The 25,369-nt window shown below is 67.5% G+C and carries 22 protein-coding genes and 1 pseudogene; 13 read left to right on the plus strand and 10 right to left on the minus strand.

Features of this window, described 5'->3' with window-relative positions; genetic code table 11:
- The first annotated feature begins 141 nt into the window (after window positions 1-141).
- Window positions 142-438 carry a chorismate mutase gene (locus AC0B44_RS11935; RefSeq protein WP_471903093.1) on the plus strand — a complete coding sequence of 99 codons (297 nt, stop codon included), beginning with the start codon at window positions 142-144 and terminating at the stop codon, window positions 436-438.
- Between the two features lie 74 nt (window positions 439-512).
- Here AC0B44_RS11935 and AC0B44_RS11940 read toward each other — a convergent pair whose 3' ends face one another.
- A complete protein-coding gene (locus AC0B44_RS11940) occupies window positions 513-1,937 on the minus strand; it encodes an aldehyde dehydrogenase family protein (protein WP_471903094.1) in 1,425 nt (474 codons plus the stop codon).
- 334 nt (window positions 1,938-2,271) lie between these two features.
- On the opposite strand from AC0B44_RS11940, the gene AC0B44_RS11945 reads away from it, so the two are divergent.
- Together AC0B44_RS11945 and AC0B44_RS11950 are read left to right on the plus strand one after the other, a co-directional pair.
- Window positions 2,272-7,767 (plus strand): glutamate synthase-related protein, encoded by a 5,496-nt coding sequence (locus AC0B44_RS11945; protein WP_471903095.1) that lies wholly within the window; start codon window positions 2,272-2,274, stop codon window positions 7,765-7,767.
- Window positions 7,764-9,521, plus strand: coding sequence for a sulfite reductase subunit alpha (locus tag AC0B44_RS11950; RefSeq protein WP_471903096.1), 1,758 nt, complete (start codon window positions 7,764-7,766; stop codon window positions 9,519-9,521). Before AC0B44_RS11945 ends, AC0B44_RS11950 begins: the two co-directional genes overlap by 4 nt.
- A 13-nt stretch (window positions 9,522-9,534) precedes the next feature.
- On the opposite strand, the gene AC0B44_RS11955 is transcribed toward AC0B44_RS11950, so the two are convergent.
- Window positions 9,535-10,830, minus strand: coding sequence for an MFS transporter (locus tag AC0B44_RS11955; RefSeq protein WP_471903097.1), 1,296 nt, complete (start codon window positions 10,828-10,830; stop codon window positions 9,535-9,537).
- 325 nt (window positions 10,831-11,155) lie between these two features.
- Here AC0B44_RS11955 and AC0B44_RS11960 point away from each other — a divergent pair, with 325 nt between their 5' ends.
- Genes AC0B44_RS11960 through AC0B44_RS11975 form a run of 4 tightly spaced genes read left to right on the plus strand, consistent with a single transcriptional unit; the run spans window position 11,156 to window position 13,747 of the window.
- Window positions 11,156-11,845 (plus strand): energy-coupling factor ABC transporter permease, encoded by a 690-nt coding sequence (locus tag AC0B44_RS11960; RefSeq protein ID WP_471903098.1) that lies wholly within the window; start codon window positions 11,156-11,158, stop codon window positions 11,843-11,845.
- A complete protein-coding gene (locus tag AC0B44_RS11965) occupies window positions 11,842-12,228 on the plus strand; it encodes a PDGLE domain-containing protein (protein WP_471903099.1) in 387 nt (128 codons plus the stop codon). Before AC0B44_RS11960 ends, AC0B44_RS11965 begins: the two co-directional genes overlap by 4 nt.
- Complete coding sequence (gene cbiQ / locus AC0B44_RS11970) at window positions 12,225-12,986, plus strand: cobalt ECF transporter T component CbiQ (protein WP_471903100.1); 762 nt, start codon at window positions 12,225-12,227, stop codon at window positions 12,984-12,986. Before AC0B44_RS11965 ends, cbiQ begins: the two co-directional genes overlap by 4 nt.
- On the plus strand, window positions 12,983-13,747 hold the full coding sequence (locus AC0B44_RS11975) for an energy-coupling factor ABC transporter ATP-binding protein (RefSeq protein ID WP_471903101.1): 765 nt from the start codon (window positions 12,983-12,985) through the stop codon (window positions 13,745-13,747). The genes cbiQ and AC0B44_RS11975 overlap by 4 nt, the downstream gene beginning before the upstream one ends.
- An 18-nt stretch (window positions 13,748-13,765) precedes the next feature.
- Here the strand turns inward: AC0B44_RS11975 and AC0B44_RS11980 are convergent, their stop codons facing one another.
- Entirely contained in the window at window positions 13,766-14,146 is a 381-nt protein-coding gene (locus AC0B44_RS11980; protein WP_471903102.1) for an ArsR/SmtB family transcription factor, read from the minus strand.
- A 147-nt stretch (window positions 14,147-14,293) separates the two neighbouring features.
- Here AC0B44_RS11980 and AC0B44_RS11985 point away from each other — a divergent pair, with 147 nt between their 5' ends.
- A complete protein-coding gene (locus tag AC0B44_RS11985) occupies window positions 14,294-16,342 on the plus strand; it encodes an elongation factor G (RefSeq protein WP_471903103.1) in 2,049 nt (682 codons plus the stop codon).
- A 7-nt stretch (window positions 16,343-16,349) separates the two neighbouring features.
- Here the strand turns inward: AC0B44_RS11985 and AC0B44_RS11990 are convergent, their stop codons facing one another.
- A complete protein-coding gene (locus AC0B44_RS11990; protein WP_471903104.1) occupies window positions 16,350-16,850 on the minus strand; it encodes a beta-class carbonic anhydrase in 501 nt (166 codons plus the stop codon).
- A gap of 211 nt (window positions 16,851-17,061) precedes the next feature.
- On the opposite strand from AC0B44_RS11990, the gene AC0B44_RS11995 reads away from it, so the two are divergent.
- A complete protein-coding gene (locus AC0B44_RS11995; RefSeq protein ID WP_378602662.1) occupies window positions 17,062-17,250 on the plus strand; it encodes a hypothetical protein in 189 nt (62 codons plus the stop codon).
- A gap of 36 nt (window positions 17,251-17,286) precedes the next feature.
- On the opposite strand, the gene AC0B44_RS12000 is transcribed toward AC0B44_RS11995, so the two are convergent.
- Window positions 17,287-18,447 carry an iron-containing alcohol dehydrogenase gene (locus AC0B44_RS12000; RefSeq protein ID WP_471903105.1) on the minus strand — a complete coding sequence of 387 codons (1,161 nt, stop codon included), beginning with the start codon at window positions 18,445-18,447 and terminating at the stop codon, window positions 17,287-17,289.
- A gap of 59 nt (window positions 18,448-18,506) precedes the next feature.
- On the minus strand, window positions 18,507-19,505 hold the full coding sequence (locus AC0B44_RS12005) for an ADP-ribosylglycohydrolase family protein (protein ID WP_471903149.1): 999 nt from the start codon (window positions 19,503-19,505) through the stop codon (window positions 18,507-18,509).
- A gap of 60 nt (window positions 19,506-19,565) precedes the next feature.
- Between AC0B44_RS12005 and AC0B44_RS12010 the strand changes: the two genes are divergently transcribed.
- The gene (locus AC0B44_RS12010; RefSeq protein WP_471903106.1) at window positions 19,566-20,231 is read left to right on the plus strand and encodes an NUDIX hydrolase; all 666 of its coding nucleotides are present in this window, start codon (window positions 19,566-19,568) and stop codon (window positions 20,229-20,231) included.
- 10 nt (window positions 20,232-20,241) lie between these two features.
- On the opposite strand, the gene AC0B44_RS12015 is transcribed toward AC0B44_RS12010, so the two are convergent.
- Window positions 20,242-21,150: a pseudouridine-5'-phosphate glycosidase gene (locus tag AC0B44_RS12015; protein ID WP_471903107.1), complete on the minus strand. Its 909-nt coding sequence runs from the start codon at window positions 21,148-21,150 to the stop codon at window positions 20,242-20,244.
- Window positions 21,151-21,191: 41 nt separating this feature from the next.
- Window positions 21,192-21,749, minus strand: coding sequence for a TIGR03086 family metal-binding protein (locus tag AC0B44_RS12020; protein ID WP_471903108.1), 558 nt, complete (start codon window positions 21,747-21,749; stop codon window positions 21,192-21,194).
- Window positions 21,750-21,786: 37 nt separating this feature from the next.
- On the opposite strand from AC0B44_RS12020, the gene AC0B44_RS12025 reads away from it, so the two are divergent.
- The 3 genes from AC0B44_RS12025 (at window position 21,787) to AC0B44_RS12035 (ending at window position 23,776) form a co-directional block, all read left to right on the plus strand.
- The gene (locus AC0B44_RS12025; RefSeq protein ID WP_471903150.1) at window positions 21,787-22,644 is read left to right on the plus strand and encodes a helix-turn-helix domain-containing protein; all 858 of its coding nucleotides are present in this window, start codon (window positions 21,787-21,789) and stop codon (window positions 22,642-22,644) included.
- Window positions 22,645-22,771: 127 nt separating this feature from the next.
- Window positions 22,772-23,335: a hypothetical protein gene (locus tag AC0B44_RS12030; RefSeq protein WP_471903109.1), complete on the plus strand. Its 564-nt coding sequence runs from the start codon at window positions 22,772-22,774 to the stop codon at window positions 23,333-23,335.
- 9 nt (window positions 23,336-23,344) lie between these two features.
- A complete protein-coding gene (locus tag AC0B44_RS12035; RefSeq protein WP_471903110.1) occupies window positions 23,345-23,776 on the plus strand; it encodes a PPOX class F420-dependent oxidoreductase in 432 nt (143 codons plus the stop codon).
- Here the strand turns inward: AC0B44_RS12035 and AC0B44_RS12040 are convergent.
- Both AC0B44_RS12040 and AC0B44_RS12045 read right to left on the minus strand, forming a co-directional pair.
- Entirely contained in the window at window positions 23,758-24,522 is a 765-nt protein-coding gene (locus AC0B44_RS12040) for a haloacid dehalogenase type II (protein ID WP_471903111.1), read from the minus strand. The genes AC0B44_RS12035 and AC0B44_RS12040 overlap by 19 nt on opposite strands.
- Before the next feature lie 49 nt (window positions 24,523-24,571).
- Window positions 24,572-25,198 (minus strand): annotated as a pseudogene (locus AC0B44_RS12045) (GyrI-like domain-containing protein).
- Window positions 25,199-25,369: the final 171 nt, after the last annotated feature.

Genomic DNA, 25,369 nt, shown 5'->3' on the forward strand with positions numbered 1-25,369 from the left:
CCCAGTTCAGTTGCCACTTTCGCAGGGCTCGGAGCAGGGGCGGAAGGAGGTTCCGGAGATTTTTCGGTACGGCCGAGTAACACCTACGGTGCGAAACGCGACACTATCTCTGACGATTCAGACGAGACCGGAGGAATCTGCATGACTGTCCAGCTCGATTCGCCTGGCATCGACACCCAGGGCACAGCATCGGCGACCGAAGCTGAACTCGGGACGCTGTTCGAACAGGTTCAAGAGCTCGACGCCCAGATTCTCGACGTGATCAAGCGACGCGCCGAACTGGCACAGCGCATCGGCGCTGTGGCGAAAGAATCCGGCGCGACCCGCGAGGCCCAGGCGGAGGAGATGGCGGTTCTCGATCGTTTCCGCGAACTCGGCGCCGACGGCAACACGCTCGCGATGACGCTGCTGCGCCTCGGGCGCACGCGCCGGGGCTAGATAGCCCACCAGGCCACCTCGAGCCCCCGCACCCACGGTGCGGGGGCTTCGTTGCGCCCGGAGGGACCGCGGCGTCAGCGCAGGATCGTCTTGATCTCGAGGAACTCCTCGAGGCCGAAGACTCCGGCCTCCCGGCCGATGCCGGACTGCTTGTAGCCGCCGAACGGAGCGTCGGTGTTGAACGCTCCCCCGTTGATGTAGACCTGACCCGTCCGGATCCGGCGGGCGACCGACTCGGCGCGCTGCGGGTCGCCGGACCACACCCCGCCGGACAGCCCGTACTCGCTGTTGTTCGCGATACGCACCGCGTCGTCCTCGTCGCGGTAACCCATGATGGACAGGACCGGCCCGAAGATCTCTTCGCGGGCGATGGTCATCTCCTCGGTGACCCCGGAGAACACGGTGGGGCCGACGAAGTAGCCGGTGTCGAACCCGGTGTCACGACCGTCGAGCACGAGTTCTGCGCCTTCTTCCACGCCCTTGTCGATGTACGACCGCACTCGCGCCTGCTGCGTCGCACTCACGAGCGGTCCGAGCTTCGACGAGGGATCGCCCGGGTGCCCGACGGTGAACTTGCGGGCGATCTGCTCTGCCAGCGCAGCGACCTCCGGCAACCGCTCGGCAGGAACCAGCATGCGGGTCAGGGCCGTGCATGTCTGCCCCGAGTTGAGGAAGCATTTGCTCACGCCCTCGGCGACGGCGGTGGCGAGGTCGGCGTCGTCGAGAATGATGTTGGCCGATTTGCCGCCGAGTTCGAGCGCCACCTTCTTGACGGTATCCGCCGCGACCGTCGCGACCCGTTTGCCGGCGCGGGTCGAACCGGTGAACGACACCATGTCCACGTCGGGGTGTGCCGCCAGTGCCTCGCCCACGACCGGTCCGTATCCGCTGACGACGTTGAACACGCCGGCGGGCAGACCCGCCTCGTCTGCGATATCGACGAGCGCGTAGCTCACCAGCGGCGCGACTTCGGTGGGTTTGAGGACCACCGTGCACCCGGCAGCGAGCGCCGCGAACACCTTGAGGACGACCTGATGCAGCGGGTAGTTCCACGGGGTGATGGCGCCGACGACCCCGATGGGTTCGCGTACGACCAGAGCGTTGCCGATCTCCCGGTCGTCGAAGGCGTACTCGGCCGCGAGCGCCGCGTAGGTCGCGATGTTCTTCAGCGGCATACCGACCTGGACGGCGGCCGCGAGTTTCGTCGGCATCCCCATGTCCTGCGAGACGATCGCGGTCAGTTGCGCGGCCCGTTCGTTCGCCAGGGCGGAGACCTTCTCCAGGTGCGCTCCTCGCGCCTGCCCGCTCAGCGACGACCACGCGGGAAACGCCGCTTTCGCCGCGGCGACCGCACGATCGACGTCTCCGGCAGTTCCTTCCGCCACCTCGGCAATGACCTCTTCGGTCGAGGGGTCGAGTACCTCGATGCGGCCGGTTCCCTCCGACGCCACCCACTGTCCGCCGATATAGATCTGTGTGCGGTCCAAAATGCCGGTCATGCGCGCCTCCGTTGTGTGTCGCGGGTCTCTTTCGGCGCAGCGTATCGAAGGAAGTCGCATCGGTGCGGGGCATCGGCTGCTCGCTAGGATTCGCGCCGCTCCCCTGTGATGCACGACGCCGAACATGCCGTTAACACGTAGGCTACAATCGGTTTCGCTGCTCGCGCGCTTCACCGTCGCATCGCTCGGCACATCCGGACAACGTCGTCTGTTTCTCACCACCGTCTCCGGCAGAGCTCTGTGCGATCGCGGATCAGTGCGAATCTTCGCCTTCCCCTTCGTGTTCTCGCGGTCGGACGACGTCCGAACCCGATCCGCCGAGGAGGGCCTTCCGTTGACGAACGCCGACGACACCGGTTTGTACGACAGCACCGTCGACAAGAGCAGCTGCGGCGTAGGGTTCATCACCCGCAAGGACGGTGTCCAGACCCGCGAGATTCTCGACCGCGGACACGAGGCCCTCTGCGTGGTCCCCCATCGCGGCGGTATGTCCGCCGAGGGCGTGGGTGACGGCGCCGGTATCAACGTGGATCTGTCGGTGGAATTCTTCTCCGCCGTCACCGGAACACCGCTGCAGCAAGATCATTTCGGTGTCGGCAACTTCTTTCTCCCCACCGATGTCGCGGCCCACCCGGCGGCCGAGGACCTGATCACGGCGGCACTGGCGAAGGCCGGCATCACGGTCCTCACGGTGCGCGACGTTCCGGTCGACAACAGCGTGCTGCGTCCTGCCGCAATCCGGTACCAGCTTCCGATCCGGCAGTGGATCTTCGCCCGCCCCGAGACCTGCACGTCGGCCGAGCAATTCGACCGGCTCCTGCACGACGTGCTCCTCGACGTGGAGGCTCGCGCCTACACCGAGCCCGCACTCGCGGGGCTGTACCCGCTCTCGCTCGGTGCCCGCACCCAGGTCCTCAAGGGACGGTTGAACTCTCACGAGGTCATCCCGTATTTCCGGGACCTGACCGACCCGCGGCACTCGGTGCACACCCTGTTCTTCCACACGCGGTTCTCCACCAACACCGACCCGCATCCGACGATGGCGCAACCGTTCCGGCTCATGGCCCACAACGGCGAACTGAACACCGACCGCAAGAACCGCCTCTTCGAGGGCGCACTCGCACGCGCGACGGGACGCGACATCGTCCGCCCGCCAGGACAATCCGACAGTTGCCGCTTCGACCAGACCCTCGCGTCCCGCATCGCCTTCGACGATCTCGACCTCGTCACGGCTGTCGTGCAGATGATGCCGCCGGCATGGGAGAACGACCCCTCGTTGTCCCCCGGCGTGCGCGCGATGCTCGAGTTCTTCTCCCTGTACGAGGAGAAGAACGACGGTCCGGCCGCACTGATCTTCGGCAACGGCAGCGTGGTCGGCGCCCGCCTCGACAGGCTCGGTCTGCGTCCGCTGCGAACCGTCGAAACCGACGAGTACCTCGCGGTGACGTCCGAGGCCGGGCAGTTCGATTTCGCACCCGCGACGGTGCTGCGCCGCGGACGCATCGAAGCCGGTGGAATGCTGCACTTCGACCATCGGACGCAGCGGTCGTACAGCACCGTCGAAACCCTCGAAATGCTCGCCGGGCAGCGCGATTACGCGGCTCTGGTCGAGGCGGCCCGCCGCGAGATCGAGGCGCTCCCTCCGGTGCCCGCCGAAAAGGCCGGGTCTCCGCTGCGCTACAACGGCGACCTCGGACGCCATCAGCGCTACGTCTCGTACGCGCTCAACCAGGAGTCGTTCCGGTTCATGCTCGACCCGACGCTCGCGTCGGGCCAGGAACGCATCTCCGCGATGGGATACGGCAACGCGATCAACGCCCTCTCCGATCAGGAAGGCGGTGTCGCCAAATACTTCTCGCAGCGGTTCGCGCAGGTGACCAACCCGTCACTCGATTCCATCCGCGAGGCCGACGGCATGACGCTGCGTGTCGCGCTCGGTGCGCGACCGGCCGGCGGCGCACCGTCGACGACCGCGACCCAGATCGTCGTGCCCACTCCGATCCTGACGCACCTCGAGATGCTCCGGATCCGGGAGCAGACCGACACCCCCGTGCGGCGCTTCGAGATGCTCTACAGCCCGGTCTTCGACGACACGAAGGCCAATGCGGCCGCACTGGCCGCCGCGATCGACGGCGTGGCCGACCACATCGCCGCCTTCGCACGCGAGTCCGGTGGTATCGCCGTGCTCACCGACCGGCACGTCGCCACCGACCGCGCCGCGCTGCCGATGGTCCTGGCGATCGCGGCGGTCAACCAGCGACTCATCGACGAGGGTCTGCGCCTGCGGGTGTCGGTGATCGTGGAGTCCGGTCAGTTGTGCTCCTCCCACCACATCGCCGCGACCCTCGGGTTCGGCGCCGCCGCGGTGTACCCGCTGACCGTGCAGATGCGTGCGGAGGAAAAGTACGGCGCCGACGCCGATCTCGCCTTCCTGAAGTTCCGCAAGGCCGCCGAGAAGTCGCTCATGAAGACGATGGGCCGGGTCGGGTTGTGCACCGTCGAGTCGTACATCGGCGGGGAGTTCTTCGAGCCGAGCTATCTCGACACCGACGACGAGGTGCTGCGCCGCTGGTTCCCCAACGTGGCCACGCCCGTGGGCGGCGTCGGTTTCGCCACCATCGCCCAGGCGGTGGCGGACTGGCACCGCCGCGCGCTCACCGTCGAGACGGAGGCGGATGTCCCGCTGCTCGGGCTGTTCAAGGAACGCGCCGAAGGTGCCGGGCACTCGTTCGGTACCACCGCCGTGCGCGGGTTCGTCGACATGACCGAAGAGCCTGTCGCGTTGCCCGCCGCGCGCGAGGCCGAGCCGGACCTGACGGATTCCCTGCGTCTGCTTCCGCTGCACCGTTTGTCCGACGCCCACGGTCTCGACGACGACGCGTATCGGTACGGCGGCTTCCGGGCCCTCACCGACGACGAGATCGACACCTTCGAGATCACTCCCGGATACCGGGCCTTCGCCCGGACGATGGCGGAAGAGCGCTCCCGCCGCCCGGCAGCGCTGCGTGACGTGCTCGCTCTGCCCTCCGATGTCACCTATGCGGTCACCGACGACGACTTCCGCAAGGAGATGGGCCGGTTCTCGCGGTACGGCAACAACTCGATGCGTGTGCGCGGTATCTCGGCGGCACGCGTGGGCGAGAACGAGTTCGTGCTGCGGCTGACCGGTCCTCTCGCCGACGACCACACCCGTCCCGCGGCACTCGGCCGGTCGCTCGTCGCGCGATTCGGTGACGCCATCGTCTCGCACCGCTGCTACGGCGACACGCTCACCGTGCACGCGGTGGGCGACGCCGCCGACTACCTGGCTCTGGTTCGTCAGGCTCCGCCGGCAGTGCGCCTGGACCAGGTGCAGCCCGCACACGAGATCACTCGCACCCTCGCCTCGGGCGCGATGAGCCACGGCGCTCTGAACTCCAATGCGCACGAGGCCGTCGCGCACGGGACCAACATGGTCGGCGGCATGTCCAACTGCGGTGAGGGCGGCGAGCACATCTCGCGGTACGGCACGATCCGCGGTTCCCGCATCAAGCAGTTCGCGTCCGGCCGCTTCGGAGTCTGGGCCGGTTACCTCGCCGATCCGATGCTCGAAGAGATCGAGATCAAGATCGCACAGGGAGCCAAACCCGGTGAAGGCGGCCAGCTTCCCGCGAAGAAGGTGACCGTGGAGATCGCGGCCGCGCGCGGGGCGACGCCCGGTGTCGAGCTGATTTCTCCTCCCCCGCACCACGACACCTACTCCATCGAGGACCTCGCGCAGCTCATCCACGACGCCAAGGCCGCGCGGGTGCGCGTCGTCGTCAAACTGGTGTCGTCGGAAGGCATCGGCACCATCGCCGTGGGCGTCGCCAAGGCCGGCGCCGACGTCATCAACGTCGCGGGCAACACCGGCGGCACCGGTGCCGCTTCGGTGACGTCCCTGAAGTACGCGGGCCGGTCCGCCGAGATCGGCGTGGCCGAGGTGCATCAGGCCCTGACGGCCAACGGACTGCGCGAGAAGGTCGTGCTGCGGTGCTCGGGCGCGCACCAGACCGCGTCGGACGTCATCGTCTCCGCGATGCTCGGCGCCGACAGTTTCGAGTTCGGCACCACGGCGCTGATGATGCTCGGCTGTGTCATGGCCAAGAACTGCAACGTCAAGTGCCCGGCCGGTCTGACCACCAATCCGGAGATGTTCGACGGTGATCCGCGTGCCATGGCGCAGTACCTGCTCAACATCGCGCACGAAACACGTGAGGTGCTCGCGCGACTGGGCTTGCGGTCGCTGCGGGATGCGCGCGGCCGCGCGGACCTGCTGCATCTGCTCGACCACCCGTCGAGCATCGGGCAACTGGACCTGCGGGCCATGCTGACGGTCCTGCCCGAGGTCCGCGTCGACAACCCCGTCTACCTGGAGAAGGACTACTCGCTCGACGACGCGTGGCTGGTGAGCCTGCGGGAGGCCCTGGTCGAGGCGCGGCGGACTACGGTCGCACTCGGTGACGGGGTCCGCCTGACCAACAACAACAAGAGCGTCGGCGCACAACTGGCGATCGACATCGAGCGGATGCTCAACCACGACGATCTCGGGCACCTGCCGTCCGTGCTGAGCGACGAGCGCGGCCGCCGGTGGCTGCGCGACGGCACGGTCACCATCACCACCACCGGGTCGGCCGGGCTCTCGTTCGGCGCGTTCTGCAACGACGGCATGCGCCTCGAGCACACCGGCACCGCAAACGACGGTGTCGGCAAGGGCCAGTGCGGTGGCGAGATCGTGCTGCGCTCCCCCGGCGGAGGACGCGATGAGCGTGGCGGCAACGTGCTCATCGGCAACTTCGCGTTGTTCGGCGCCACCGGCGGCCGGTTGTTCGTGCAGGGCGAAGCAGGCGACCGATTCGCCGTGCGCAACTCCGGTGCGACCGCGGTGGTCGAAGGTGTCGGCGATTTCGGGTGCGAGTACATGACCAACGGTGCGGTGCTCAACCTCGGCGGGTTCGGTAAGGGCCTCGGCAACGGCATGTCGGGCGGGTTCGTCTACCAGTACGACCCGGACGGACTGCTCCCCGCGAAGGCGAGTGCCGATTCGATCCTGCTCGGCTCCATCGTCGGGGACGATCCGCAGGCGGCACTGCACAACGCCGCCGTCCTACGGTTGCTGCACCTGCACGTCGAGGCGACCGGATCGGCGAAAGCCCGCTTCCTGCTGGACAACTGGCAGGTCGAGCAGCACAACTTCACGTACGGGATGCCGCGCGCGCTGCTCCAGTACCAGGACGCCGACGAAATCCTCGCCGCCGCGTCGCGCAAGGAACTCGCAGCGGAGGTCGCGTCCGCTCTGGTGGCCCACCAGGTCCGCAAGTTCAAGGACAGCTACCGCTCGGGTGCGCCCGTCGCCGGGGGACAGACGCCGGTGGGCACCGACACCGAGACGATGTACGCGCTGCTGAACAACTACACGGTGCTCGCCGCCGCGCAGGAGATGGCGTTGCAGAAGGTCCCTGGCGCGTCGGACGTCTCGGATCCGGCCGTGCAGAAAGCGGCGCGCAATCTGCTGCTCACCGAGGACTTCTTCCTCGTGGCCAAGCTCGAACGGTACGCACTCGCCGCGATCGCCGACCACACCGACGAACAACTGGCGGTGCTGGTCGCCGACAAGCGACTCGGCGACTACAAGCAGGCTCTTGCCCTGCGCAATGTCCGTTCTGTCGACGCCCCCGGAACGTACGGCTGGATTCTCCTGCAGAGCCGCAAGAATCTGGACGCGATCGGCCGCCTGCCCGGATACGAGGAACTGTTCGCCCGCAACGCCGTGCCGAACATCCTCGCCCCGACCACGGGAGTCCCCGCATGACAACTCCTTTCATCCCCCTCGATGCACCGTTCACCGCCGACCAGCGGTCGTGGCTCGCCGGCTTCCTCGCCGGCATGCAGACCCGCCTGATCTCCGGAGGTTCCGCCGACGCTGCCGGAACCACCGGCTCCGCTCCGGCCCTGCACGTGCTCTACGGCTCGCAGACAGGCAATGCCGAAACCGTCGCCGAGGACGCTGCCGCAGCGGCCCGCGCGCACGGGTTCGCACCGGTGGTGTGCGCGCTCGACGACCTGGATCTCGACCGGTTCGCCTCGCTCCGGCACGTGCTGATCGTCACCTCCACCTACGGCGAGGGCGAGATGCCCGACAACGCGGAACTGTTCTGGGACGCACTGTCCGCGGAGTCGGCACCGCGTCTCGAAGGCATGCACTTCGCGGTCCTCGCCCTCGGTGACACCGGTTACGACGGCTTCTGCCAGGCCGGCAAGCTCCTCGACACCCGGCTCGAACAACTCGGAGCGCAGCGCATCGTGCCGCGTGTCGACTGCGACGTCGATTTCGAGGACGCCGCCGCCGCATGGATCGACGAGACGATGCCGCTCGTCGCGGCGGTCGAGGGGATCGTGGGGACGGGTTCGCCCACCGCACCCGCCCCGACGGCACCGACGCGCACCAAGTCGCAATGGACGCGGAAGAACCCCTATCCCGCGACACTGACCACCAATCGGGTGCTCTCGGATGAAGGCTCGGCAAAGGAGATCCGTCACTACGAGTTCGCACTGGGTGAGTCGGGCATCGAATACGAGGCGGGCGACGCGCTCAACGTCGTCCCGATCAACGACGGCGCGCTCGTGCAGGCGCTGCTCGACCGGCTCCGCCTCGACGGTTCCGTGGTGCCGGCCGGTTTCGACAGCGACCTCACGCATCTGCTGACCTACGACTACGAGATTACCGCGCCGTCGGTCGATCTGCTCGAAGAGGTCGAAAAGCGCACCCGTAACGAAGAGTTGACGTATGTGCTGCGGCACGGCGACAAGGCGGCGCTCGACGAGTGGCTCTGGGGACGCGACATCCTCGGCGTCCTGCTGCTCGAACCCGCGCCCGAACTCTCGGCCGAGGAGTTCCTGTCGCTGCTGCGCCCGTTGCAGCACCGCGCGTACTCGATCTCGTCGAGCCCGAACGCCTGCGACGGCTCGGTACATCTGACGGTCGCGTCGGTGCGGTACGGCGACGACGACCGCAAGCGGCACGGCGTCTGCTCGACCTATCTCGCGGACCGCGTCGGTGACGGCACCGTGGGCATTTTCGTCACGAAGAACAAGGCGTTCCGTGTCCCGTCCGACGACACCGTGCCGATGATCATGGTCGGGCCGGGGACCGGTATCGCCCCGTTCCGCGGCTTCCTCCAGGAGCGGCGGGCGCGCGGCGCGTCGGGGAAGAACTGGCTGTTCTTCGGCGATCAGCGCCGCGACACCGACTACATCTACGAGGACGAACTCGCCGAGTTCACTGCGTCGGGACTGCTCACCCGGCTGGACCTGGCGTTCTCCCGCGATCAGGCCGAGAAGATCTACGTGCAGAACCGCATGACGGAGCACGGCGCGGAACTGTTCGCGTGGCTCGAGGAAGGTGGCCACTTCTACATCTGCGGCGACGCCTCACGCATGGCGAAGGACGTCGACGCCACGCTGCACGAGATCGTGGCCGAGCACGGTGGGATGAGTCCGGAGCAGGCCGCCGAGTACGTCACGGCCCTCAAACGGGAGAAGCGGTACGTGCGCGACGTCTACTGACCGGCCGGAACGATCAGCGGACGGACTCGAGGAGTTCCCCGGTCGGCGGTGCGGGCGTACGGGCCGCGGACCTGGAGCGAACGGCGGTGAACACCACCCCGGACGCGAACAGGGACAGCCCCGCGCCGAGTGCCACCCAGGTGGCGGCCGAGTGCCCGCCGGTATCAGCGAGTTCGCCGCCGACCCAGTTTCCGATCGAGGTGCCCAAGGTGATCCCGGCGCTGAGCAACGTCATGACGAGTCCGAGTCGCCGTCCCGGCGTATACTCGCCCGCCACTCTGAAGATCGTCACCAGGACCGGGCCGATCGGCGCGCCGATGAGGAACAGGACAACGGCCATCTGCCACGGCGCGTTGGGCAACCACAGCAGGGCGAGTGCGGGTACCAGCAGCACCGCACACCCGATCCACCGCATCGGGACGGTCAGCCGTCCGCTCCACCGCGACACGCTCAACGCCGCTGCGCCGGAGGCAAGCCCGAGCGTGGCGTAGATGAGCCCGCCGCTGCCGGGGTGTCCGGTCTCGTCGGCGAAGACGGTGGTGATGGTCGCGAGTGAGCCGAAAATTGTTCCGATACCGAGCATTCCGGTCATCAGAATTGCCACCGGACCCCACGACACGGCGACGGGTCCGGTGTCCGGCGCGCTGCCGTCGTCCGGTTCGGAGAGGTTCACAGGCTTCGCGAATCGAGCACTGGGATGGACTGCGAACCAGGGAACGACGACGACGGTCAGCGCGATCAGGACGTACAGCGGTGCGGCAGCACCGAACAGCGCGGCGATGATGCCGACCGCGGCGGGCCCGAGGACGAATCCGAGTTCGTCCATGGTGCCCTCGTACCCCTGGGCTTCTTCCACCGCATCGTCCGCGCCGCGCGCGGACAAGCCGCGGATCCAGCGCACGCGGGTCATCGGACCGCATTGCGGAACGACGAGACCGGCGACGAACGCGGCAGCCAGCAGGGCCGGCGGTAACGCCTCGCCTGCGCCGTGGGAACTTCCGGCGGCGAGCACGGCGACTACTGCGGCCACGTAGACGACGGTCGAGACGAGCAGCGTCGGCCGCTGGCCCCACCGATCGGAGGCGATCCCGGACAGCGGTGCCCCGACCGCGACACCCACGCCGGTGACCGCTGCGGCGATACCCGCGGCGGCGAAGTCGGACGACGAGGCGACGACATAGGTGAGAACGCCGAGCACCAGCATGGACAGCGGTAGCCGGGCCAGCGCCGAGACCGGAAAGTAGGCCGACCCGACCAGATCGTGCATGACACGGAAATGCGAGGGGGCGGAGGGTGAACTGCGGGACATCGATACCTTTTCGGGACTTTTCTGCATGCAGAAAGAGGCGCACGGCGTCCCGACCTCCCGCCGTGCCCGACCCGAAGCAACCCGAGAATTCTACAGGAGCGGCCCCGGTCCCCTCCACACGTGCTCGTGCCGCCCCGCGCGGATTCCTCCCGTCGGGTACGAACGCGCACGCGCACCGGCCGGGGTGTGCCCGCCCTTGTTGTTCGAGATGTCCGAATCATGCTTTCCGGGTGGATATTTCGCATGAGGAGGTCCGCGCAAAACATGTCCGACTGTTCAGTCGGGCAGGTAGGGTCGAGTGATCTTCCACGTCGGAGGGACCTCCATGGACGTCTCGGCAATGCACATGAGCGACGGTCTGATCAACGCCCCCACATCGGCCGTGTTCTTCGCGATCGCCGCCCTCGGACTCGCGGTGGCACTCCCCCGCGCACGGGCGGAACTCGACGAAAAGACCGCTCCCCTAGCGGGTCTCGTCGCCGCCTTCGTATTCGCCTTGCAGATGATCAACTTTCCGGTGCTTCCGGGCGTCAGCGGGCACGTCCTCGGCGGTGCCCTCGCCGCGATCCTGGTAGGTCCGGCAACAGCCGCACTCTGCCTTACGGTCGTGCTCGTCGTGCAGGCGCTTCTCTTCGCCGACGGCGGCCTCAGCGCCCTGGGGATGAACATCACCAACATGGCGCTGGTGGGGGTCGCCGCGGGATACGGCACCGCAGTGGCTCTGCGTCCCCTCATCCGCCGATTCCCCGGTCTTCCCTCCATCGGTGTCGTGGCCTTCAGCGCATCCGTGGTCGCAACCGTCCTGGCCGCGACAGGCTTCCTCATCGAATACGCCATCGGCGGCACGGCGGGTTCGTTGGGGACCATCGCCCCGTACCTGATCGGGGTGCACGTGCTCATCGGTATCGGTGAAGGGGTGATCACGGCGATGACCGTGATCGCCGTCGCCCGGGCGAGACCCGACCTCGTCTACCTGCTTCGACCGTTGCGCACCTTCGATCGGAGTCCGGCATGAGCAGGAAGAAAGTCTTTGTCGTTCTGGGAGTGGCGGTGCTCCTACTGGCAGGTGTCGTGTCGTACCTCGCGGTTCCGGACCCCGACGGGCTCGAAGCCGCGACCGTGCGGGGCTGCGAAGTCGTGGACGAGGGTGGAACCGAAGCGCTCACCGGTGAGTGCGCCGCTGTCGGCTCCACGGATCACGCGCTCGCCGACAGTCCGCTGGCCGACTACAGCGTCGGCGCACGCGAAGGTTCCACCGGTATCGCGGGCATCGTCGGCGCCGTCACCACGCTGGTGGTCGCGTTCGGGCTGTTCATGCTGCTCGCACGCCGTCGCAGGACGACCCCGAGCAACGATCCACCGACCCAGGACGCGTCGACGGGATACACCGGGCCGTGAATTCCGCGACACTCGACACTACGGGGACCACCGTCGCCACCCCCGTCCACCGGCTTCCGACCGAGGTGAAGATCGTCGGGGCCGTCCTGTTCACCTTCGTGGTGGTCGCGACTCCGCGTGAAGCCATGTGGGCGTTCGCGCTCTATTTCGCGGTCATCGTCGCGGTGTGCGCCGCAGCGCGGATCCGGACGTCGTGGCTGCTGCCCCGCTTGCTGATCGAAGTGCCGTTCCTGGTTCTCGCGGTCCTGCTTCCCTTCGCGGAGTCCGGCGAGAGGGTCGAGGTCCTGGGCCTGTCGCTGTCCGTACCGGGCCTGTATGCGGCGTGGGGCATCGTGATCAAGGGCACGCTGGGTGTGCTGGCATCACTCATCCTCGCGGCGACGACATCCGTGCAGGATCTGCCCAGCGGCCTTTCCCGCCTGCACGTTCCTCCGCTGATCACCACGGTCGTCCTGCTCATGCTCCGCTATGTCGGCATCCTTGCCGCCGAGGGCCGGACTATGGACATCGCCCGGCGGTCACGCGGTGACGATCCCCGCATGTTCCACCGGGTCGGCGCGACCGCCCGCGGCGTCGGATCGCTGTTCGTGCGGGCGTACGAACGCGGCGAGCGGGTCCACTGGGCGATGCTCTCGCGGGGGTTCACGGGGACGGTACCGGCGACAGGCTCGGCCGCGACACCCGCAGCCTGGGTCGTCGGCCTGATTCCTGCCGTCCTCGCCGGCGCGGTGTGCGCCGCGGCGTGGAGCGCATCGTGAACGCGACTCCCGCGATCGAACTCGAAGGGCTGCAGTACGTGTATCCCGACGGCCGCCATGCGCTGCGCGGCATCGACCTCGAGGTGGCGCCGGGCGAGCGCGTCGCTGTCCTGGGCCCCAACGGTTCCGGAAAAACCACCCTCATGCTGCACCTGAACGGGGTGCTGAGCGCCACCTCCGGGACGGTGCGGGTCGCCGGAACGCCGATCACGCGGCGCACCGTCCGGGAGATCCGCAGCCGGGTCGGTCTCGTGTTCCAGAATCCCGACGACCAGCTGTTCATGCCCACGGTCGCCCAGGACGTCGCATTCGGCCCGGCCAATTTCGGCGTGACCGAGCCCGAGCTCGGCTCCCGCGTGCGGTTCGCCCTGGAGGCGGTGGGCATGGCGGAGCATTCCGCGCGCACGACGGTGCACCTTTCCGCCGGTCAGCGCCGACGGGTGGCCCTCGCGACGGCGCTGTCGTGCCGGCCCGACGTTCTGGTGCTCGACGAACCGTCCAACGACCTGGATCCGGTGTCCCGGCGAGAACTGGCCGAGGTGCTGCTCGGGCTTTCCGCCACGATGCTCATGGTCACCCACGACCTGCCCTACGCCGCGCAGATGTGCACGCGTGCGGTGATCCTGAACGACGGCCGGCTCGCGGCCGACGGACCGATCGAGACGATATTGTCCGATTCCGAACTTCTCGCCGAGAACCGCCTCGAGCTCCCCTGGGGCTTCAGCCTGACGCGCTCGGCCAGATATCCGGTGGAGGGGTGACAACGCTGTCTCGGCAGGTCAGGAACGCTCCTGATGATGGTCCTTGGCGTGCGTGTGGCCGGCCTGTTCGTGCGTCGCCCCGATGGAATGGAGAAGTCCGTGCACGGTCGGGTCGGCCAGGCGGTACCGCACCAGTCGTCCTTCTCGCTCGGCCGTGACCCAGCCCCGATTCCGCAGCAGGCGCAGCGCATGGGAAACCGCGGTGCCGGTCATGTCGAGAGCCGACGCCAGGTCGGTGACGCAGATCCCCGGGGCGTGATGCAGGCACAGCAGCAACCGCAGTCGATTGACGTCGGAGAGCAGTTCGAAGCGGTCCGCCCACCGTCCGATCTCGGGCGTGCGGAGAGCGGCAGCCGCCCGGCGCACATCGTCGGAGTCGAAGACCGCGTCAACCGTCATGCACCGAGTGTACGAAGCGCAGCACTCCCACGACCGCACATCGTCCGATAGGCCGCTCGTCCAACGGGATTGACCGAAGACCATATTCGGCCGTGGGCACGCGGCAACCCGCTTAGACTGTGCCCAGGCCACCCGAGGAGCATGCCGATGCCCGATCGCACCGCAGCACGCAGCCGGCAGGCACCCGTCGCCGACACTCCGGATCGGATCCGCAACGTCGTCCTCGTCGGTTGCAGCGGCACCGGGAAGACCACCCTCGCCGAGTCGCTGGCGGCGGCAACGGGCGCGGTGGGCCGCGCCGGTCGGGTCGCCGAGGGAACCGCGGTGTCCGACTACGAGGAGATCGAACAGCGCCATCAGCGGTCGGTGCAGTTGACGGTGCTCGCCCTCGAATGGAAGGGCATCAAGATCAACCTGATCGACACACCGGGTCATCCCGACTTCGATGCCGAAGTCCGGGCCGGGATGCACGCCGCCGACGCCGCGATCTTCGTCGTATCCTCGACCGACCCGATCTCGGCGGCAACGCGCGCGCTGTGGCGCGAGTGCGACGAGGAGAACATTCCGCGCGCGATCGTCGTCAACAAACTCGACATCACCCGCCAGAGCTACGACGACATCCTCGAGGAATGCCACGACGCGTTCGGCCTCGGCCCCGACACCCTGCGCGCCCTGTTCTACCCCGTCTACGACGGTGACCGCCCGATCGGTTCCATGGGACTGCTGACCGGCCGGCGCTACGGCGAGCCCGGTCCGGCCCCGGTCTCCGACGATGTACGCGAAGCCCTGGTGGAAGCGATCTCGGGCCAGGACGACACGCTCATGGAGCGGTTCATCGCAGGAGAACAACTCGACACCGACTCACTCGAAGAGGGACTGACCCGCGAATTCCTTTCCTGTGCCTTGCATCCCGCGATTCCCGCCACCGAGTACGGGGTGGGTGCCGTCGAGTTGCTCGAACTGATCACGACGGGGTTCCCCGATCCCACCCGGCGGGCGCGCGGTGCGCCCGTGTGCGACCCGGATGCCGATCTCGTGGCTCAGGTCGTCCGCGTCGCGGGCGATTCGTACGTGGGCCGGATCAGCCTCGTCCGCGTCTACGCCGGCACCCTCCGCCCCGACTCGATCGTTGCCCTCACCGGCGGCGACCGCGACTCGCGCGAACGCATACCCGCGCTGTCGAGCCCCTTCGGCAAACAGCAGCGACCGGTGGCGGAGGCGGTCGCGGGAGACCTGGTGTCGGTCGGAAAACTGTCGACGGCACAACCCGGCGACGTGCTGCACGAACCCGACCACCCCGCACACCTCGACATGTGGCCTGTTCCGACGCCACTGCTGCCCGTCGCGATCGAAGCGCACACCCGCACGGACGACGACAAACTGTCGCAGGCGCTGTCGCGACTCGCGGCGGAAGATCCCGGAGTACGGGTCGAGCACAACGCCGAGACCAATCAGATCGTGCTGTGGTGCACCGGTGAAGCGCACGCCGAACTGGTGCTCGACCGCCTGCGCACGCGGCACGGCGTGCAGGTCGATCCCGTCGAGTACAAGGTTGCGCTCCAGGAGACGTTCGCCGGGCATGCTGCGGGCCACGGGCGACTCGTCAAGCAATCCGGCGGGCACGGCCAGTACGCCGTGGTCGACATCGAGGTCGAGCCCCTGCCGATGGGCAGCGGCGTGGTCTTCGCCGACAAGGTGGTCGGGGGCGCCGTTCCCCGGCAGTTCATCCCCTCGGTGGAGAAAGGGATCGACACCCAGGCGGCGAAAGGTGTTGCGATCGGATGCCCCCTCGTCGACGTGCAGGTCACACTCGTCGACGGCAAAGCCCATTCGGTCGATTCCTCCGATGCTGCGTTCCAGGCCGCGGCCGGGCTCGCATTGCGGGACGCGGCGGAGCACACCACGGTCCGCATTCTCGAACCGGTGGCCGCGGTCCGGGTGATCGTCCCGGACGAGTTCCTCGGAGCGGTGCTCGGCGATCTCTCCTCGCGGCGTGGCCGCGTCCTCGGCACCGAATCACCCGAGCCCGGAATCGCTTTACTGCGCGCGGAAGTGCCCGAGATCGAGTTGAGCCGGTACCCCGTCGAACTGCGGGCCATCACGCAGGGCACCGCCGAGTTCGCGCGCATGTACCTCCGGCACGAACCGATGCCGGACAACCTCGCCGCGCAGGTGACCTCCTCGTCGGCGAGCTGAATCCCCGTCAGGAGCGTTCGCGCGCTACCTCTTTCAGCCGCCCCGTGGCGACGTCGAACACGAATCCGCGAAGCGACGTCGGTTCGGTGACGAACGGACTCACCTCGATCCGCCGCATCGACTGACGCACGTCCTCCTCGGGGTCATGGAAACTCTCCGGCGCCCACTGCGGCCGGATTCCGGTGTCCTCTTCGACCGAGCGGGTGAACTCGTCGTCGGTGAAGGTCAGCATTCCGCAGTCGGTGTGGTGGATGAGCACGATCTCCTCGGTGCCGAGCAGTCGCCGGCTGATGGCGAGCGAACGGATCACATCGTCGGTCACCGCGCCGCCCGCATTGCGAATCACGTGTGCCTCCCCTTCCGCCATGCCCAGGGCGCGGTATACGTCGAGCCGCGCATCCATGCACGCCACGATGGCGATGTGCTTGCTCGGGGGCAACGGCAGGGGGCCGGTGAACCCGGCCGAGTACGACTTGTTGTTGTTCAGATATTCGTCGGTGACTGTCACGCGCTCATCTCCACGTCGTCGGGCAGGGTCGTACCATCCTCCTCCGGTCTCACCCGCCCGGCCAGCGTGCCGATCGTCCTGATCCGAATTCGCCCCGGTGTGGGATTCGCCTCGTGCCGGTTTCGTCGACGATCTGCCCGGGTATCGCAAGTGCTGTCCCGAGCACGGGCGCGGTCCCGTGCAGGGCGTATCCACGAAAGGACGGATTTCGATGGCTGAATCCGAGCGACCGGGCACTCCTGCCGACAACGACGACCTCACCGGCGAGAAGATATCGCGGCTGGTGGACGACATGGAAGAGCGCGTCGAAGCGGAGCACGAGCGGGAAGGCAAGGCCGGTAGCCGTTCGGATCGCGAGGAAACCGAGGCGGTCGAGCCCGACGACCAAGCACCCGAGTAGCGCGCGTCCGCGACCCGTCTACGCCCGGATCTACGGTCAGTCGTAGATCCGGGCGTACAGGTCGCGGATCTCCTCTTCGGTGGGCACGAGCGGATTATTGTTCGGCGATCCCGATGCCAGGGCCTGCTCCGCCATGAGGGGCACCAGGGATTCCCAGTCGCGTTTGTCGATGCCGTAGGCACGAGGGGTCGGCACTTCGACATCGCGGCACAGTTCCGCCAGCGCGGCGACCAGATTATCCGCTGCGGTGGCATCGTGATCGCCGGGTGCGGCAACGCCGAGCGCCCGGGCACAGTCGGCATAGCGGGATTCGGCAGCGCGCACCGAGAATGCGGTAACCGCCGGGAACAGCATCGCGTTCGACAAGCCGTGGGCGACGTGGAAGTGCGCTCCGATCGGCCGGCTCATTCCGTGTACGAGCGCCACGCTCGAGTTCGAGAAGGCGATTCCCGCCTGTGTGGCCGCGAGCATCATCTGCTCCCGGGCATCCTCGTCGCTGCCGTTCGCATAGACGCGGCGCAGTACCTTTCCGATGGTTTCGATGGCGGCGAGCGCCAAGGTGTCGGAGAACGGGTTGGCCTTCTTGCTGACATACGCTTCGATCGCGTGGGTGAGTGCGTCCACACCCGTATCGGCGGTCAATCGCGGGGGCATCGTCAGCGTCAACCGGTAGTCCACCACGGCCGCGACCGGCAGAAACGCCGCGCCCGGGCACAGCATCTTCTCGTTGGTGACACTGTCGCTGATGACGGTGAATTGGGTTGCTTCCGAACCGCTTCCGGCGGTCGTCGGAACAGCGACGACGGGGAGCGCCGGACCGTTGTTGATCTGGGGAGCCTTGTAGTCGCTCATCTGCCCGCCGTGGACCGCCAGCAGGCCGAGAGCCTTGGCGGTGTCCATCGGGCTTCCGCCCCCGAACCCGATGACGCAATCGGCGTCATGGGCAGCGACCGCCTCCAGACCCGCGACGAGGGAATCGGTGGTGGGATCGGGAACGGTATCGGCGAACACTGCCGCCGCGAGTCCGGCCGCCTCCAGGCGCGACACCATGCGTTCCACGGCGCCGGTCCCGACCAGGAATCGATCGGTCACCACGAGTGGGCGGCTCAGGCCGAGTCCGGCCACCACCTCGCCGATGTCGTCGACGGCACCTCCGCCGATGCGCATCACGCGGGGAAGAGCAATCGGTGCGGCCACGGGGGTCCCTTCGTCACAAGTGCGGTCGAGGGATGTCTACCGCATCCGCACCTCCCGAGTCACTCCCCTGCGAGAAACTGCGCGTAGTCGATGTCGGTGCCCGGTCGGTCGTCGTCCACACCTGCCCAGGCGGTGCGCAACGCGAGACGCACGAGATCCTGCGACCGGTAGCCGGGCCAGCCGTGCAGGATCCGCTGCCACTCGGCGGGTACCGCCGACGCGCCCCAGCGCGCGCCGAGCAACCCGCCGGCGATCGCCGCGGTGGTGTCGGTGTCGTGGCCGGCACGTACCGCGAGTTCGAGCGCCTGCGGCAGATGAGCGGGACCGGTCGCATAGGCGTGACACACCGCCCACCAGGCCGTCTGCAGCGCATGCACCACCCACCCGTTGTTGTCGAAGACCCGGGGGTCGGACGCTGTGCGGGCGTCGTCGAGCAGGGCGGACCAGCGCTGCGGGGCATCTCCCGGCAGCAGGTCCAGACCGGCGGCGACGCCGTCGAATGTGCCGTGGAGGACGGCATGCCGGATCGCGAACGACCACAGCATGCATGCCTCGATCGCCTGGGGATCGTCGTGCGTGAGGCGGCTGATGTCGCGGGCGGCGGCGACACACCGTTGCGCGTCGCCGAGGTAGGCGATCCCCACGGGTGCGGTCCGCATGAGCGATCCGTTGCCGCCCTTTCGTCCCGGGAGTGCGCGTGCCCGCTCGGTCATCGAGGCGGCGGTGGGATGCGCGGTGCTCAGCACGGCGCGGGTCCGGTTCCCGATGTCTTTCGGGCGGGAGTCGTACCAGCGCGCGAACTGGGCCGCGACGGCATCGAGACCGTCCGGGGATCCGATGTCGACGCCCGTCGCCGACACCTCGGCGATCGCGAGTGCCATGGACGTGTCGTCGGTCCACTCGCCCGGCGCGAACGGACCGATTCCCCCGCCGATCATGCGGATGGGAGTCTCCGGGGTGGGATAGGTGAATTCGTAGCCGGCGCCGAGCGCATCCCCTGCTGCGGTGGCGAGCAGGACACCTGCTGCGCGGTCGTTCTGTTCTGCCGTGAGCATCATGGCGACTCCCATTCGATCAATGTTGAGCAAACATTAGCGCACATTTGATTGAATGGCTACATGACGGTCTGGACAGATCCCGGAGGCAAAGCTCTCACCGACTACCCGCGCCCCTCGGTGGCCGTGGACGTTGCGGTGCTCACCGTCGACGAAACCCTGAAAGTACTGGTCACCGAGCGACCCGACGGGACGTCGGCACTGCCCGGCACATTCCTTCGTCCCGGGGAACGACTCGCGGACGCCGCGCAGCGAGCACTTCGGGACAAGGCCGCGCTCACCGGAATCGAGTTCCACCAACTCGCCATGCTCGACGACCCCGCGCGCGACGATCGGGGATGGGTGCTGTCCATGGCGCACGGGGCGGCTGTTCCCGTCTCGGAGATCCCCGCGGATGCGCGCCTCGTCCCCGTCACCGACACCACCGATCTCGCGTTCGATCACCCCGGCATCGTCGAACTCGCCGTCGACGACCTGCGCACCCGGTACTCCGCAGCGGTGGACCCGGCGCGGTTCCTCGGTGACGAGTTCACCGTCCTCGACCTCCGGCGCCTGTACGAGGTGGTCTTCGCGCGTCGATACCCCAAGGACACGTTCCGGCGTCACCTGCTGCACGGACTCGTGCCGACCGGCGAACTCCGCCGGGAGGGCACCGGGCGGCCCGCCGAGATCTACCGGCGACGGAACTCCGCACTGCCACCCGCCACCACGGCGTTCCTGCTGCAGTGACCGGTCCGCGTCACGGCACCATCGCCGCGGCGATCGCGGCGCCGAGCGCGACGTTGCCGCGGTAGGCAGCCACGTTCGTCTCGAGCGTGCGACCGCCGGTCTCGCGGTGCATGTGTTCGAGCAGGAACGGCGTGAGGTCCTTGCCCCGTACCCCTGCGGTGGCCGCCTCGCGCTCGGCTTCGTCGAGGACCCGGTCGTGTAGCTGCGGATCCACCTGGGAAGACGGATCGACGGGGTTACCCACCAGCACCGCCGACCGCAGCCCGAGGGCGTCGCGAGCGCGGGCGAGCGCGGCGGCGTCCTCCGGCGAGTCGATGTCGTCGACCGCGCAGCCGCTGTCCCGGATGTAGAACCCCGGGAAGCTGGTGGTGCGGTACCCGACGACGACCACCCCGAGTGTTTCGAAACGTTCGAGTGTGGCCGGGATGTCCAGCACCGACTTGACACCCGCGCTCACCACGAGAATCGGAATCGACGCCAGCGCAACGATATCGGCGCTTTCGTCGAACGTCGTGGCGGCGCCGCGGTGCACTCCCCCGAGACCTCCGGTGGCGAAGACCTCGATCCCGGCGCGATGAGCCAGCAGAGCCGTCGCGGCGACGGTGGTCCCGCCGTTCGTGCGCTTGACCGCGGCCACCGGCAGGTCGCGGATACCGAGCTTGACCACCGAGGTGCCGGCGTCGCCGAGTGCGCAGATCTGCGGTGCCGAGAGGCCGACGACGGGAGTGCCCTCGACCACCCCGACAGTCGCGGGGACTACCCCGGCGTCGCGCAACTGCTGTTCGGCGGCGAGCGCGACCTCCACGTTGCGGGGGCGGGTCAGACCGTGGGTGAAGATCGTCGATTCGAGCGCGACCACCGGGCGACGCTCGTCCAGCGCCGCCCGAACCGCGTCGGACACCACGATCGGTTCGCTCATGTGCCCGACACTAGCGTCCGGTCCGGGCGTGCACCCTCCGCTCAGGCGGCGTGAGCGCGACTGCGCCCCAGCCGGGCGAGCAGACGCGTGGCGCGATCCGCCTCGTCCGGCACCTCGACGCCCGGAGCGCACACGCCGTCCATGTAGAGCGAGTCGCCGAAGCTGTCGGCTCCGGCCTCCACGGCAGCGATTTCCGCGTCGGTGAAGGTGTCGTCCAGTCCCGCCCCGGTGGCGATGTCCCACCGGTGTACGAACATGTCCCAGATGTAGAACTGCTCGAAGGTCGACCCGATCGTCGTGGGACCGAAATAGCCGTCGTACTGCGTATCGACGACGGCGTCGTCCGCGACGATCTCGGCCACCTTCGAAGTGTGTTCGCGCCACGCACGGGCCGGGTCGTCGAGCGACGGTCGCGCACCGAGGTCGAGGCCCCGGCCTTCGAAGAACTCTCGCTGAGTGTCGATGATGTGGCCGAGCACGTCGCGCGTCGTCCAGCCCTCGCAGGGTGACGGACGGTCCCACGCGCCGGGGTCCACCGCGTTCACGACCGAGCCGAGGGGCCGTTCTGCTTCGCTGTGTCGGTTGGCTGTTGTATTCATGGTGGCGACGCTAGTGCTCGCCCACTACGAGGTATTGATGAAATCCGACACCGGGGGTTCCGACGCGGGTGGGCCGATCGAGCGGGCGCACCTCAAGGACCCGAACGACACAACCCACACGATCTTCCGATATCCGCCACCGTCGGATCTGCGCGAATTGGTCGAGCGCTACTGGATTCCGGTGTGGCGGGTACCGGCGGGACGAGACGCGCCCCAGCACGTACTCCGGTATCCCGTCTGCCTGATTGTGATCACCGAGGAGTACGCCCGGTTCTACGGCGTCGAGTCCGGCTTGTCGACGACCGTCCTCACCGGCGAGGGGTGGGCTGTCGGGGTGATGCTCACTCCCGCCGCGGGCACCCTTCTCACCGGTGTCGAACTCGCCGCGCTCACCGATCGCGTGCTCGAGGTGCCCGAAGTACTAGGCAACGCCGGGCGCGATGCCGTCGAGCAGATCCGGGACGTGATGCGGCGCGATCCGCGCTCCCCCGACACGCATCGACGTGCGATGGCCGTCTACGACGAAGTTCTGCGCTCCTACCTCCCCGTCGACGACGAGGGCCGCCTCGTCAACGACGTCGTCGCGTTCGTGGAGGACAACCCCGACGTGCTGCGTGTGGAACAGGTGCGCACGCAGTTCGGACTTTCGGAGCGGTCCCTGCAGCGACTGGTACACCGGCGCATCGGTCTCACGCCGAAGTGGCTCATCCAACGGCGTCGTCTCCAGGAGGCCGCCGGTCGCCTGCGCGAGAAGCCCGCATCGTTGTCGGAGGTCGCGGCGGTCCTCGGATATGCCGATCAACCGCATTTCGTCAGGGATTTCAAAAATGTCGTGGGGATGACTCCCGGCGCATTCGCCGATCGCTACTCCCCGGACGGTCCACCAACGGTGTGAGAGATTCTTTTGGATACGGCACGTCACCGGCGGCTACGTCGGCCGCGATTCGCCGCGCGAACGGAGATACGCCGCTAGCATTTCCGATCAACCCGGCATTCACCGAGTTCGACGTAGGGACGTAGCGATGCTCCGTAACGCTTTGGCACGAACCGTTCTCGTTCCCGCGACTGTGTTCGCGCTCGGTTTCGCGGCCCCTGCGCACGCGCAACCCGCCGAACCCGTTCCGGCAGTGGCAATTGCCCGGGGGATCGGTTACTCCGTTCAGGTCGAAGGCCAATCCATCAGCTACACGATCACCGGTGTGCCGCGGGTGCCGCTCGTCGGGTCGATCACGTTGCCGGGCTCCTGCACCACCGTCGTGGTCGACGCGGTTCGGGCCGCGCCGATCGTCGGACCGGTCCTGCTCGACTACATCCTCGGTAACCCCGACATCGACGTTCTCGCCCAAATCCAGCAACTCGACGACGCCGGCGCGGTCACCGCGATCAACCTGCTGCGAACCGCCAACCGAGACAACGTGGTGTCCGGGACTTTCGAGGACATCCCGATCGGTGCTTATGCAGTATTGAGTGTCTGCAACCTGAGTTCCGATCTCCTCGGCGCGACGGGCGCGCTGGTCCTCGGCCCGGCGTGGAACTCCGGTTCCACCGAAAGCGGATCGTCGTTCGGTTCCAGCACCGGATCCTGAGAGCCGTCCATGCCGCACGAATCGGAAACGCCGCTCGAAGCACTCTTCGGATCCACGGGGATCGCGGCACTGGTCACCCTGAAACACGACGGGCGGCCGCAGATCTCGAACGTCGTCTACTACTACGACCCGCTCGAACGCACATTTTCGGTATCGATCACCGACAGTCGTGCCAAAACCCGGAACATGCGGAGGGACCCGCGGGTCAGCCTGTTCGCCGACGCAGCCGACGGTTGGTCGTACGCGGTGGCGGAAGGACAAGCCGAATTATCCGAAGTCGCAGCCGATCCGCACGATGCGACCGTCGAGCAACTGGTGGCGCTCTACCGGGCGGTTCAGGGCGAGCATCCGGACTGGGACGAGTACCGCTCGGCGACGGTCGCCGAACATCGGTTGCTGCTGCGGGTACGGGTAAAGAGGTTCTACGGCATCGCCCGCTGACCGCTCCACCGCCGGCCCGCACCGGGGTTCGCGGCGCGCGCGGCTTCCGCGAACGCACGCATCGTCGGGAATTCGAGGTCGTAGCCGAACTCGCCGCCGGGCGGCGGGGTCGCGCCCCAGCCGGGACGGTCGTGACGCCGGTTGATCCAGACCGACGAGAGGCCGCGCTGTTTGGCGGGGACGTGGTCGTGGAAGAGCGACTGCGCCACGTGCAGCAGTCGCTCTCGTGGGACACCGAGGTCTGCGAGGACTTCATCGAGCGCGTCGAAGTGATTGTGGGCGGGCTTGTACGCTCCGACGTCCTCAGCGGTGATGACGTTGTCGAACTCGACTCCGAGGCGCGGGTTGCTTCCCGCAAAACCTTCACGATGCACGTTGGAGACGATGATCAGCGCGTAGTCCTCCGCGAGCGACAAGAGAGCCTGCGCGGAGTCCGGGAACGCCGGCCACCGGGGAACCGACGATCCGAGACGGCCCGCCCACTCGTCGGACACCGCCGCGCCGAGTGCATTCCCCGTCCGGCGGAACGCTTCCGCGAGAACCTCCGGGTACAGCATTGCCGGAGAGTCCTTTTCGATCCGGGCTTCGTTCTCCGCATACGCCTGGAGCAGTTCCTCGTCGGAAAGTTCCAGCCCGGCGTCCTTCGCCCACGGAGCGAGAACCGACGCGATTCCGGTCTCCCAATCGATGAGGGTGCCGTAGCAATCGAAACTCAGCACGTCGAACTCGGACAGATCCACAGCCATTCTCCCTACCTGCTTTTCGCCCGAAGTGTAGAAGCAGAATCGCGCTGCTTCACGTCGAGACCGGTTCGACCGGTTGCCTGAGGACGGTGCGGAGTTTGTCGGGTGCGGTCTTGCGGAAGTCGCTGAAATAGATCTCGTGGTGCTTTCCGACCATGCGTAGCCCGTTGCTCGGCACGAACTCGTCGTGCAGTTGCCTGAGTACTTCCGCCTCCGCGTCGAAAGGCCCGATGTGCAGTGTCTGCACACACCGGCCCTCGGCGAGGGATTCGAGGCGGATGTCGTCGAGTCGTGCCGGCGCATTCGTGGCAGCCACCTGCGCGGTGGCGAGGGTAACCAGATCGCTTTCGATCCACTCCGGAACCATGACCATCAACGTCCAGTCCCAACGGGATTTGTCCCGCGCGGAGGTGAACGATGCCATGTCCAGCGACCATCACAGTGCTTCGAGCGGTGGGACGACGTAATCGCGGCCCATCTCCCGTTTACTGGCGAACTTCAGCTTGTATGCGATCGGATACAGCGATTCGATGGCCTCGCGGAATGCCGGGGACGTATTAGGGTCGCCGCTGCCGTCGACCATGAGGTACTGCATCTGCGGCACGTCGAGGATCCGGAACTCGCCCCGGACCGCGCGATACGAGTCGAGCATCTTCTTGAAGTCGATCTTGTCGGTCATGGAGCACCTGGGACCCGTTGCGCGGGCCACCACCCTTCCCGGACGTACGAAAGACTCGTTCTGGGCATTGTATTCCGTTGCCTCTCCACGCCGTCCCGGAGCGGGCGCAGACCTGGACCGGGAAACAGACTGGGCAGTACGGTTGACGCCAAACGACGAGTCCCACCAAGG

Source organism: Rhodococcus sp. NPDC019050 (genome assembly GCF_055664235.1).

Excerpts from the sequence above, each read along its gene's own strand:
- AC0B44_RS11935 (WP_471903093.1), top strand. The coding sequence starts at position 142 with ATGACTGTCCAGCTCGATTCGCCTGGCATCGACACCCAGGGCACAGCA.
- AC0B44_RS11940 (WP_471903094.1), bottom strand. The coding sequence starts at position 1,937 with ATGACCGGCATTTTGGACCGCACACAGATCTATATCGGCGGACAGTGG.
- AC0B44_RS11950 (WP_471903096.1), top strand. The coding sequence starts at position 7,764 with ATGACAACTCCTTTCATCCCCCTCGATGCACCGTTCACCGCCGACCAG.
- AC0B44_RS11955 (WP_471903097.1), bottom strand. The coding sequence starts at position 10,830 with ATGTCCCGCAGTTCACCCTCCGCCCCCTCGCATTTCCGTGTCATGCAC.
- AC0B44_RS11960 (WP_471903098.1), top strand. The coding sequence starts at position 11,156 with ATGGACGTCTCGGCAATGCACATGAGCGACGGTCTGATCAACGCCCCC.
- AC0B44_RS11965 (WP_471903099.1), top strand. The coding sequence starts at position 11,842 with ATGAGCAGGAAGAAAGTCTTTGTCGTTCTGGGAGTGGCGGTGCTCCTA.
- AC0B44_RS11980 (WP_471903102.1), bottom strand. The coding sequence starts at position 14,146 with ATGACGGTTGACGCGGTCTTCGACTCCGACGATGTGCGCCGGGCGGCT.
- AC0B44_RS11985 (WP_471903103.1), top strand. The coding sequence starts at position 14,294 with ATGCCCGATCGCACCGCAGCACGCAGCCGGCAGGCACCCGTCGCCGAC.
- AC0B44_RS11995 (WP_378602662.1), top strand. The coding sequence starts at position 17,062 with ATGGCTGAATCCGAGCGACCGGGCACTCCTGCCGACAACGACGACCTC.
- AC0B44_RS12005 (WP_471903149.1), bottom strand. The coding sequence starts at position 19,505 with ATGATGCTCACGGCAGAACAGAACGACCGCGCAGCAGGTGTCCTGCTC.
- AC0B44_RS12010 (WP_471903106.1), top strand. The coding sequence starts at position 19,566 with ATGACGGTCTGGACAGATCCCGGAGGCAAAGCTCTCACCGACTACCCG.
- AC0B44_RS12015 (WP_471903107.1), bottom strand. The coding sequence starts at position 21,150 with ATGAGCGAACCGATCGTGGTGTCCGACGCGGTTCGGGCGGCGCTGGAC.
- AC0B44_RS12020 (WP_471903108.1), bottom strand. The coding sequence starts at position 21,749 with ATGAATACAACAGCCAACCGACACAGCGAAGCAGAACGGCCCCTCGGC.
- AC0B44_RS12025 (WP_471903150.1), top strand. The coding sequence starts at position 21,787 with ATGAAATCCGACACCGGGGGTTCCGACGCGGGTGGGCCGATCGAGCGG.
- AC0B44_RS12030 (WP_471903109.1), top strand. The coding sequence starts at position 22,772 with ATGCTCCGTAACGCTTTGGCACGAACCGTTCTCGTTCCCGCGACTGTG.
- AC0B44_RS12035 (WP_471903110.1), top strand. The coding sequence starts at position 23,345 with ATGCCGCACGAATCGGAAACGCCGCTCGAAGCACTCTTCGGATCCACG.
- AC0B44_RS12040 (WP_471903111.1), bottom strand. The coding sequence starts at position 24,522 with ATGGCTGTGGATCTGTCCGAGTTCGACGTGCTGAGTTTCGATTGCTAC.